This is a genomic window from Microbacterium sp. LEMMJ01 (assembly GCF_002114135.1).
Lineage (GTDB): Bacteria > Actinomycetota > Actinomycetes > Actinomycetales > Microbacteriaceae > Microbacterium.
Genome location: NZ_NCTV01000017.1, coordinates 83,723 through 92,603, shown reverse-complemented (window position 1 = coordinate 92,603; position 8,881 = coordinate 83,723). Strand labels below are relative to the sequence as shown.

11 protein-coding genes are annotated in these 8,881 nt (G+C 72.0%); 6 read left to right on the top strand and 5 right to left on the bottom strand.

Annotated features, from left to right (window positions below):
* Positions 1–41 precede the first annotated feature (41 nt).
* Both B7W94_RS18340 and B7W94_RS18335 read left to right on the top strand, forming a co-directional pair.
* Complete coding sequence (locus tag B7W94_RS18340) at positions 42–968, top strand: hypothetical protein (protein ID WP_253247365.1); 927 nt, start codon at positions 42–44, stop codon at positions 966–968.
* Complete coding sequence (locus B7W94_RS18335) at positions 892–1,545, top strand: hypothetical protein (protein ID WP_253247364.1); 654 nt, start codon at positions 892–894, stop codon at positions 1,543–1,545. Before B7W94_RS18340 ends, B7W94_RS18335 begins: the two co-directional genes overlap by 77 nt.
* Before the next feature lie 13 nt (positions 1,546–1,558).
* Here B7W94_RS18335 and B7W94_RS02870 read toward each other — a convergent pair whose 3' ends face one another.
* The gene (locus tag B7W94_RS02870) at positions 1,559–2,620 is read right to left on the bottom strand and encodes a LacI family DNA-binding transcriptional regulator (protein WP_085604225.1); all 1,062 of its coding nucleotides are present in this window, start codon (positions 2,618–2,620) and stop codon (positions 1,559–1,561) included.
* A gap of 60 nt (positions 2,621–2,680) precedes the next feature.
* Here B7W94_RS02870 and B7W94_RS02865 point away from each other — a divergent pair, with 60 nt between their 5' ends.
* Positions 2,681–3,919, top strand: a complete 1,239-nt coding sequence (locus B7W94_RS02865) for an MFS transporter (RefSeq protein WP_025105189.1) — start codon at positions 2,681–2,683, stop codon at positions 3,917–3,919.
* Position 3,920: 1 nt separating this feature from the next.
* Here the strand turns inward: B7W94_RS02865 and B7W94_RS02860 are convergent, their stop codons facing one another.
* Entirely contained in the window at positions 3,921–4,565 is a 645-nt protein-coding gene (locus B7W94_RS02860; RefSeq protein ID WP_085604222.1) for a response regulator, read from the bottom strand.
* Complete coding sequence (locus B7W94_RS02855) at positions 4,562–5,758, bottom strand: sensor histidine kinase (RefSeq protein WP_085604220.1); 1,197 nt, start codon at positions 5,756–5,758, stop codon at positions 4,562–4,564. Before B7W94_RS02855 ends, B7W94_RS02860 begins: the two co-directional genes overlap by 4 nt.
* Before the next feature lie 115 nt (positions 5,759–5,873).
* Here B7W94_RS02855 and B7W94_RS02850 point away from each other — a divergent pair, with 115 nt between their 5' ends.
* Together B7W94_RS02850 and nucS are read left to right on the top strand one after the other, a co-directional pair.
* Positions 5,874–6,722, top strand: a complete 849-nt coding sequence (locus tag B7W94_RS02850; RefSeq protein WP_085604217.1) for a GAP family protein — start codon at positions 5,874–5,876, stop codon at positions 6,720–6,722.
* Positions 6,723–6,757: 35 nt separating this feature from the next.
* The gene (gene nucS / locus B7W94_RS02845; protein ID WP_085604214.1) at positions 6,758–7,453 is read left to right on the top strand and encodes an endonuclease NucS; all 696 of its coding nucleotides are present in this window, start codon (positions 6,758–6,760) and stop codon (positions 7,451–7,453) included.
* A gap of 2 nt (positions 7,454–7,455) precedes the next feature.
* Here the strand turns inward: nucS and B7W94_RS02840 are convergent, their stop codons facing one another.
* On the bottom strand, positions 7,456–7,671 hold the full coding sequence (locus B7W94_RS02840) for a hypothetical protein (protein WP_085604211.1): 216 nt from the start codon (positions 7,669–7,671) through the stop codon (positions 7,456–7,458).
* A gap of 144 nt (positions 7,672–7,815) precedes the next feature.
* Here B7W94_RS02840 and B7W94_RS02835 point away from each other — a divergent pair, with 144 nt between their 5' ends.
* Positions 7,816–8,481 carry an HAD hydrolase-like protein gene (locus B7W94_RS02835; protein WP_085604209.1) on the top strand — a complete coding sequence of 222 codons (666 nt, stop codon included), beginning with the start codon at positions 7,816–7,818 and terminating at the stop codon, positions 8,479–8,481.
* 92 nt (positions 8,482–8,573) lie between these two features.
* Here the strand turns inward: B7W94_RS02835 and B7W94_RS02830 are convergent, their stop codons facing one another.
* Entirely contained in the window at positions 8,574–8,780 is a 207-nt protein-coding gene (locus B7W94_RS02830; protein ID WP_017203899.1) for a cold-shock protein, read from the bottom strand.
* Between the last annotated feature and the right edge of the window lie 101 nt (positions 8,781–8,881).

The window sequence follows — 8,881 nt, the reverse complement described above, 5'->3', positions numbered from 1 at the left end:
TCGGCCCCGCGAGCTTCGAGATCGCGTGTCAGAGTGGTCGCATGCGGCGGGTCTGGGGGCGCGAGCTGGCGGGGTGGGCGGCCGCGCTGGCGCTGGCGCTCCTCGCCGTGGGACACCTGGCGACGTCACCCCGATCGCTCCTGATGTTCGACGACGGGGACTCGCTGATCGTGGCCCTCGTCGGCCGATCGATCCTGGATGGGGGTGGGGGCGACTGGGCGCTGTCCAGCGTGCTCTTCCTGCCCGAGATCGCGGTGTTCACGGCCCTCGATGCCGTGCTGCCGTTCGACGTGAACGGCGTGCTGGCGGTCAATGCGGTCGTGAACGTGCTCGCGCTCTACGGGGCGATCCGGCTCGTCGCCGGGCGGTGCGTCGAGGGTCGCGCACCGGTCGCCTGGTCGGTCGGCGCCCTCGCCGTGTTCTGTCTCCTCATCGTCACGGAGTCCTCGCCGTCCCGCGACGCGCTCGAACTCGCATCGCTGGTGCTGACGACCACGTACTACTCCGCGACCGTCGTGGGCGTGTTGCTCGCCGTCGGCCTGTGTCGGCGTTTCCTCGATCGCCCCCGCAAGGGTGCGGCACTGCCCGTGTCTCTGGGGATGGTCGCGACGGTGGCGACCCTCAGCAATCCGCTGTTCGCCGCTTGGGCCGCGGTGCCCCTCTCCCTCGTCCTGGGCGGCCTCTGTCTCACCACGCTCGCGGTCCGGCGCCGGGGTCTCGCGCTGATCGCCGCGCTGGTCGGGGGCAGCATTCTCGGCTTCCTCGGTCGCATTCCCTTCTCGGCATGGATCGCGAACTCCGGCGCGGGCTACATCCAGCCCGCGGAATGGATCCACTCCGCCGCGTACTACGCCGGCCTCGCGATCGATCGGCTGTCGTCCCCCCGGGGGGGTGCTCGGCACGGTCGCCGTCCTGGCGCTGACGCTGCTCGCGGTCGTGCGGACGGCCCACGCGTCGGACGCCGGTGACCGCCTGGTGGCCACGGCCGCCTGGGCGCTCCCGCTCATCGTGCTCGTCGGCGGCATCGCGGCGGGGACGCACGCGGCGCGATACCTGCAGCCGCTCGTCTTCGCCCCGATCCTGGCTCTCCTCACCGTGCCGCGCGTCCGGACGCGGCGAGCCACGCTGACGCGGGTCGTCTCCGCCGTCGTCGCCGTCGTCCTCCTCGTCGGTGGCGCCGCGTCCGTACCCCGCATCGTGCAGGCGGCGAGCGCTCCCGACCCCGACCTCGCCTGCGTCACGGACTGGGTGGACTCGTCGGGGCGCACCGGGGCAGGACAGTTCTGGACCGTGCGGCTGCCGAAGCTGCACGCGACCGACCCGGCCCGGCTCGTGCAGGTCGACCACGAGCTCCACGGGTACGCGTGGCTGGTGGACCGCCGCGACTTCGCGGCGGGTGAGGTGTCGTTCCTCGTCGAGGACGCGCAGACGGTGGCGTGGAACCTGCCGACCGCCGCGACGCCCACGGACGTCGTCGCGTGCGGGCGCTACCGCATCCTCGACTACGCGCCGGCGACGCTTCCCCTCGGGCCAGCGCGTTCCTGACCGGTGCGCGCGGTCAGCGCGACGGAGGCGGCGCGGTCGTGGTGCCGGCGCGGAAGACGCAGTGCAGGTCCTGCGTGATGCCCGGCTCACCGCGCAGCATCCTGGCGACCTGCTCTCCCGCCGCCCTCCCCTTCTCGACCGCCGGCTGCACACTCGTGGTGAGGGTGAGATCGCCGAGGCCATCGAGGGGGATGCCGTCGAAACCCGCGACCGAGAGGTCTTCGGGAACGCGGAGTCCGAGCTCCTCCGCGGCGCGGATCACACCGACGGCCAGCAGGTCGCTCTGCGCGAGCACCGCGGTCGGGCGGGTGTCGGGATCGGCGAGCAGCATCCGCCCGACGAGGATGCCCTCGTCGATGAGGCTGCCCGAGGCCGAGATCGCCGGTGCGTCCGGGAAGACCTCCCGCATGCCGGCGAGGCGGTCGACCGTCACGTCGACGGTGGCGCGGGCCAGACGCTCCGGCGTGATGAGGGTGCGCTCGCGCTCGGCGTCCAGCGAGAGCGTGACGAGCGCGACGTCCCGGTGTCCGAGGTCGCGCACGTGCCGGGCGATCTCGGCGGAGGCGGCGACGTTGTCCAGGGTGATGCGCGGGACGTCGAGCCCCGCGTCCCCCTCGATGACGACGACCGGGAGGCCCCGTCCGCGCACGATCTCGAGAGACGCGCGGGTGCGGCCGGAGCAGCCGATGAGCACCACCGCGTCGACGGGGGCGCTCGCGATGGCCGAGCCGTCCTCGCCCGGCTCGTCGCGCATGAGGAGGATTCCGGCGCTGAGGTCGGCCAGGCCGTCGGTGAGGCCGTCCATCATGGCGGTCGTCACGGGGTCGAGGAAGGCCGCGCGCAGATGCCCCTCGAGGACCACCGCCACGATGCCGCTGCGTCCGCGACGGAGGGAGGCGGCGCGCGGGTCGGGCCCCGTGTAGCCGAGGCCGGTCGCGGCGGCCAGCACCCGGTCGCGGGTGGCGGGTGCGACCTTGGCCTTGCCGCTGAAGACGACCGACGCGGTCGAGGTGGCGACCCCCGCCTCGCGAGCCACATCGGCGATCGTGGGCCGGCGCGGCGTCTCCCTGGTCATACTCCGAGGATAGCCCGGTTCGGTCGCGCAAGGTCGAATCGATTCGATAGGCTGTCCGCCATGGACACCGCCCTTTCCCGTTCGCAGTTCGTGCGCTGGCGCACCGCGATCTTCGCCATCTTCCTCGCCAGCGGCCTCTCGATCGCGACCTGGGCCTCCCGCGTGCCCGGGATCAAGGAGGCGCTCGACCTCGACAATGCGCAGGTCGGCCTGATCCTCCTGGGCATGGGCGTGGCGTCCATCCTCGGCATCTCGACCAGCCCCGCCGTCATGGCCCGGACCGGTGCGCGGCGCGGCATGCTCCTGGCGATGCTCACGTTCGCCACGGGCATCGCCCTCGTCGGCCTCGGCGCGACCGTCTTCGGGTCGGTGCCCGTAGTCCTCATCGGCATGGTGCTCTTCGGCTTCGGCAACGGCTGCGTCGACGTCATGATGAACGTCGAGGCCACCGCCATCGAACAGCAGATGGGCCGCACCATCCTGCCGGTCTTCCATGCGTTCTTCAGCTTCGGCACCGTGCTCGGCGCCGGCATCGGCGCCCTCGCCGCGGCCCTCCAGGTCGACGTCGGCACGCACGCGGTGTCGATGGGCGTCCTCATCGCCGTCATCGCCGTCGTCTGCTTCTTCCAGGTGCCCGTGCGGGAGGCCGCCCTCGACCCCGAGGACCACGAGAAGCCCCCGTTCCGCCAGCGCATGCACACCGCGCTCGAGGCCTGGCGCGAACCGCGCACGTATCTGCTGGGAACCGTCATGCTCGGCATGTCCTTCGCGGAGGGCGGCGCCAACGACTGGATCGCCCTGGGCACCGAGCAGGGACACGGCTTCGCGGAGGGCACAGGCGCCGTCGCCCTGGCGGTCTTCTCCGTGGGCATGACGGTGGTGCGCCTCTTCGGCGGGCCGCTGGTCGACCGCTTCGGCCGGGTGCTGGTGCTGCGCATCCTGGCCGCGACCGCCGCCACCGGAATCCTCCTGTTCATCCTCGCGCCCACGCTGCCGCTGGTCCTCGTCGGCGCGGCGCTGTGGGGCATCGGTGCGTCGCTCGGCTTCCCCCTCGGCATGTCGGCCGCGGCGGACGATCCGGCCAAGGCCGCCGCACGGGTGAGCGCGGCGGCGACCATCGGATACGTGGCGTTCCTCGGCGGCCCGCCCGTGCTCGGGGTCATCAGCGAGCACATCGGGCTGCTCAACACGCTCTTCATCCTCGTCGCACTCGTGGTGCTCTCGGGGCTCTTCTCCGGCGCCGCCCGCCCGCTCCGCGCGGAGGAGAAGGCTCCGGCGGTTCCGACCGTCGAGGGCTGACTCAGTCCTCGACCCCGCGGACGAGCGCGGCCGCGTGCGACCGGCTGCGCGCGCCGAGCTTGGTGAGGACGTTCGAGACGTGCGTCTTCACCGTCGGGACGGAGATCCGCAGGCGCGCGGCGAGCTGGGCGTTCGACCACCCCTGCAGGATCCCGTCGAGGACGTCGCGCTCCCGGGGCGTCAGCTCCGGCAGCGCGAACGTCGTCATCGGCGCCGGCTCCGGGGTGGACGCCGCCACCGCGGCGAGCGCGCGGCGTGTGACCCGCGGATCCAGCGCCCCGTCTCCGGCGGCGACAGCACGCACCGCCTGGACGAGAGTCGGCGCGTCGACCGTCTTCAGGAGGAATCCGACCGCTCCCGCCCGGATCGCCGCGAGCACGAGCTCGTCCTCGTCGAAGCTCGTCAGGACGAGCACATCCCCCAGTCCGCGCTCGACGATCTCGCGGGTGGCCGAGACCCCGTCGCGTCCCGGCATGCGCAGATCCATGAGGACGACATCCGGCCGGAGCGCTGCGGCGTTGCGCACGGCCACCTCGCCGTCGGCGGCCTCCCCGACGACCGTGATGTCGTGCGTCTCCAGCATGATGCGCAGGCCGGCCCTGATCGCGCCGTGGTCGTCGGCGAGCAGCACAGTCGGTGCCGTCATGCCCGGCCCCCCACCGGCAGTCGCGCCTCGACCAGCCAGCCGTCGGGTTCCGCACCGGCCCGGAACGTCCCGCCCAGCGCGGTGATGCGCTCGCGAAGCATCTGCAGCCCCCACCCCTCGCCGCCTTGCCCGGCGGTGACGGTCGGCGCGCCGCCCCGCGACCGCACCGTCACGTGCGCCTGACCGTCGACAGGGCCGATGGCCACGTCGACCACGGCGCCGTTCGCATGGCGGACGCAGTTCCCCAACGCCTCACGCACCACCCGCACAACCGCCTGCTCTCCGCCGCCGCCGAGCGCACCCGGATCCTCGACGGCGAGGCGCACGTCCAAGCCCGAGCGTCGGGCCTCCGCGGCGAGGCCCTCGAGGTCGGCCCATCCCGGGGTCGGCGCGAGCGCCCCGTCGCCGCGGCGCAGCACCCCGATCATGGTGCGCAGAGCTCCGTGCGCGTCCAGCCCGGCATCGCGCACGGCCTGCAGCGCGGCGCGATCGTCCGCCCGGGTCGGGGGCGCTGCGAGCGCCGCCTCCGCCCGGATGGCCATGGCCATCACGTGTCCCGCCACCACATCGTGGAGTTCGCGCGCCATCGCCTCGCGCTCGCGCTGCACGGCCTGCGCCCGATCTCGGGCGGCGGTCGCTGCGGCGTCCTCCGCCCGCTGACGGTGCAGGTCGGCCAACTCGTGCGCCTGCGACACCGCCACCGCCCACCAGTAGTCCGTACCGAAGATCGCGCCGAACTGCACCGCGAACAGCACCGCGACCGCGGGCGTCGCCGCCGAGAGGAGCAGGGCGGCGAGGAAGAGGGCGACGGTCGCCACGCCCAGGAGCACGAGCAGCACGCGGCGCCCGCGTGGGCCGGCGAGGAAGGCCGCCGTCCACAGCACGTCCAGCAGCACCACGAGCGTCCCGACGCCGCCGACGGTGAGGAGGTCGGCGATGAAGAGCCCGGCGACGAGCGCGAGCACCGTCCACGGATGACGCCGCTTGCCGAGAGCGAGAGCGCAGGCCGGGATCGCGAGAACCAGGGCCCACCACGGCGAGACGTCCTCCGGTAGAAGGGAGAAGGGTCCCCAGATGCCGTGGAACCCGAGCGCCGCCATGACCGTCGCGAGAGCGGCCATGCCCAGCGGGTCCACCCACCAACGGTGCCGCCGGTACCAGGCGGCGGGCCCTCCGTCGGCCGGATCGTGCATGTCCTCATGCAACCACGGCGCGGACGGCGTCGCATCCGACCAAAGGATGAGGGCATCCGGACGACCCCGACTTTCGCCCGATCCGCGCTCGGCGTGCCGCCGGGATCGTGGAAGCATGGAACTCTTCGGCGGGCTGCCGCTGCCCCTCTCCCTCGCCGTGCTCGCGCTCATCGACGGTCTGAGCGTCGGGACGTTGCTCATCCCGGTCTTCCTCCTCCTGCACCCCGGACGCGTACGCGCCGGACGGATCCTCCTCTATCTCGCGACGATCGCCGTGTTCTATCTCGTGGTCGGGCTCCTCTTCCTCTGGGGGCTGGTGAACCTCGTCGACGTCGCCTCCGACTTCCTGAGCTCTCCCGCGGGCATGATCACCCGTCTCGTCGTCGGTGCCGCGCTGCTCGTCACCGCCTTCGTGATGCCGACGAAGCCTGCGGAGGCGGCGCCGGTCGGAGCGCCCGCGGCCACCACCGCGGCGACCGGCCCCGGCGGACCGGCCGGCGAACCGCTGTCCGGGCCGAACGCCCCGGAATCCCCTCCCGTTCCGTCCGCCGCCGCGACGGCCGCTGCGCGTCCCGGTCGGATCGTTCGGTGGCGGGAACGCCTGCTCGACCCGCAGACTCGGGGGTTCGCGGTCATGGCCGTCGCCATCGCCGCGGGGCTCGTGGAGGTCGCGACGATGCTCCCGTACATCGTGGCGATGACGATGCTCGCGGACGCCGGCGTCGACACGCCGCTCCGGGTGCTCTCCCTCGCCGGGTACTGCGCGCTGATGATCGCCCCGGCGCTCGTGCTCCTCGTGCTCCGACTCGTGGCGGCCCCGCTCGTGCAGCGTCCGCTGGAGCGCTTCGCCGCCTGGATGGAGCGGACGGGCGCGGAGAACACGGCGTGGATCATCGGCATCATCGGCTTCCTCATCGCCCGCTCGGCCGCGACGGAGCTCGGACTCTTCGACGCGTTCCTCTGACCGCGTGACCGGCGACGACGAAGTAGGCTCGTCGGGTGCGTCTCGTCATCGCCCGCTGCTCGGTCGACTACACCGGCCGGCTCAACGCCCATCTTCCGCTCGCCACCCGCCTGCTCGTGCACAAGGGTGATGGGAGTCTGCTCGTGCACTCCGACGGCGGCAGTTACAAGCCGCTGAACTGGATGAGCCCGCCGTGCGCGCTCGCGACCGAGGAACCGGGCGAAGAGGAGGCCGGCGCCGGCGTCGTCGAGGTGTGGCGCGTGACCCACAAGAAGACCGGCGATGCCCTCCGCGTGCAGATCTACGAGGTCATCCACGACTCCAGCCACGAGCTCGGGATCGACCCCGGTCTGCAGAAGGACGGCGTCGAGGCCGACCTGCAGCGCCTGCTCGCGGAACAGGTGGACCGCGTCGCCGAGGGCGCCACCCTGGTCCGGCGCGAGTACCCCACGGCCATCGGCCCGGTCGACCTGCTGGTGCGCGACGCCGACGGCGTGGCGATCGCGGTCGAGGTCAAGCGCCGCGGCGACATCGACGGCGTCGAGCAGCTCACCCGCTACCTCGAGCTCCTGGGACGCGACCCCCACCTCGCCCCGGTGCAGGGCGTGTTCGCCGCCCAGGAGATCAAGCCGCAGGCCCGCGTCCTCGCCGAGGATCGCGGCATCCGGTGCCTCGTGCTCGACTACGACGACATGAAGGGCATCGAGTCGGGCATCCCCCGCCTCTTCTGACCTCAGCGCGTCGAGACCAGTCGCGGCCGCGGACCCTCCAGCCGCGCGATCGCGATCTTGACCTCGGTGAGCTCGTGCTCGATCCGGTCGAATTTCGCGTCCACCGCGGCGAACCGCGTGTCCATCCGACCGATCATCCAGCCGAATCCGCTGATGATCGCGACGAGAGTCGTCGCGGCCGTCGCCAGCATCGTGATGACTTCCACCGACACGTACATGCCCCCATTCTCACCCGTGATCCCGCGGCTGTCACGACTCTAGATCGGCGTGAAGGGTGTTCACGCGTTCGGTGGAGAAACCCGTTTCGTGCACACCTGTGCAGGACGGGCGGGCACCCGTTCGCGGGACCCTAGGCTGGAGGCATGCCCTCTTCGCCTTACTCGTGTGTGCTCTGGGACGTCGACGGGACCATCGTCGACGCCTCGGTCGGGATCCTGCGTCGCCTGAACATCGCCCTGACGCACTTCGGCCACCCGGCGCCGACGCGCGAGGAACTCGTGCACTGGATCGGCCCTCCCATGTTCCAGTCCTTCCAGGACCAGGCCGGGATGACACCGGAGCAATCGACCGAGGCTGTGGCGTTCTACCGCACCCTAGGCAAGGCCGACGGGTACACGACCGACGTGCAGACGTACCCCGGGGTCGCCGAGCTGATCCACGACGTGCACGCGGCGGGCGTCCCCCAGGCGACGGCGAGTTCGAAGCCGGAGAATCAAGTCGACGCCCTGGTGGATCACTTCGGACTGCGGCCGTCGTTCCTCACGACCGTGGGCGCCACGCCGGACGAGGCCACGCTCGCGTCAAAGACCGACATCGTGGCCGAGGCGCTGCGCCGGCTGCGCGCGCTCGGTGCCGACACCTCCCGCCCGGTCCTCGTGGGCGACCGGCACCACGACGTCGAGGGCGGTCTCGCCAACGGCGTGCCCGTGATCTTCGTCGGCTGGGGCTTCAGCGACCCGCACGAGGGCGACGACGCGGCGTTCCGCGTCTCGAGCGTAGACGAGCTGCGCGCACTCCTGCTGCCCTGACCGGCTCCAGGGCCGTCAGGGAAGACGAAACTCCCCGCCGGGTCAGCGCCTGCGCGTGGATCCGACGGGGAGTTCCCGGTGTTGCTTCCGCCTCAGACGGGGCGGATGTTCTCTGCCTGCAGGCCCTTGGGACCCTGCGCCACATCGAACTCGACCCGCTGGTTCTCTTCGAGAGAGCGGTAGCCGGATGACTGGATGGCGGAGTAGTGCGCGAAGACGTCAGCGCCTCCGTCGTCGGGGGAGATGAAGCCGAAGCCCTTCTCCGAGTTGAACCACTTGACCGTGCCCTGGGTGCTCATGTACTGCCTGTTCTGCTGATGTAGAAGCCGACGCAGGGGTGCACCGACATCGCTAACGCTAGTGGAGGGGACCCCCGGCGGAATAGCCGTTGCGAGAAGGT

Coding starts and splice junctions, on each gene's coding strand:
- B7W94_RS18340 (WP_253247365.1), top strand. CDS start 42: ATGCGGCGGGTCTGGGGGCGCGAGCTGGCGGGGTGGGCGGCCGCGCTG.
- B7W94_RS02870 (WP_085604225.1), bottom strand. CDS start 2,620: ATGACCAGGGAGACGCCGCGCCGGCCCACGATCGCCGATGTGGCTCGC.
- B7W94_RS02865 (WP_025105189.1), top strand. CDS start 2,681: ATGGACACCGCCCTTTCCCGTTCGCAGTTCGTGCGCTGGCGCACCGCG.
- B7W94_RS02860 (WP_085604222.1), bottom strand. CDS start 4,565: ATGACGGCACCGACTGTGCTGCTCGCCGACGACCACGGCGCGATCAGG.
- B7W94_RS02855 (WP_085604220.1), bottom strand. CDS start 5,758: ATGCACGATCCGGCCGACGGAGGGCCCGCCGCCTGGTACCGGCGGCAC.
- B7W94_RS02850 (WP_085604217.1), top strand. CDS start 5,874: ATGGAACTCTTCGGCGGGCTGCCGCTGCCCCTCTCCCTCGCCGTGCTC.
- B7W94_RS02840 (WP_085604211.1), bottom strand. CDS start 7,671: ATGTACGTGTCGGTGGAAGTCATCACGATGCTGGCGACGGCCGCGACG.
- B7W94_RS02835 (WP_085604209.1), top strand. CDS start 7,816: ATGCCCTCTTCGCCTTACTCGTGTGTGCTCTGGGACGTCGACGGGACC.
- B7W94_RS02830 (WP_017203899.1), bottom strand. CDS start 8,780: ATGAGCACCCAGGGCACGGTCAAGTGGTTCAACTCGGAGAAGGGCTTC.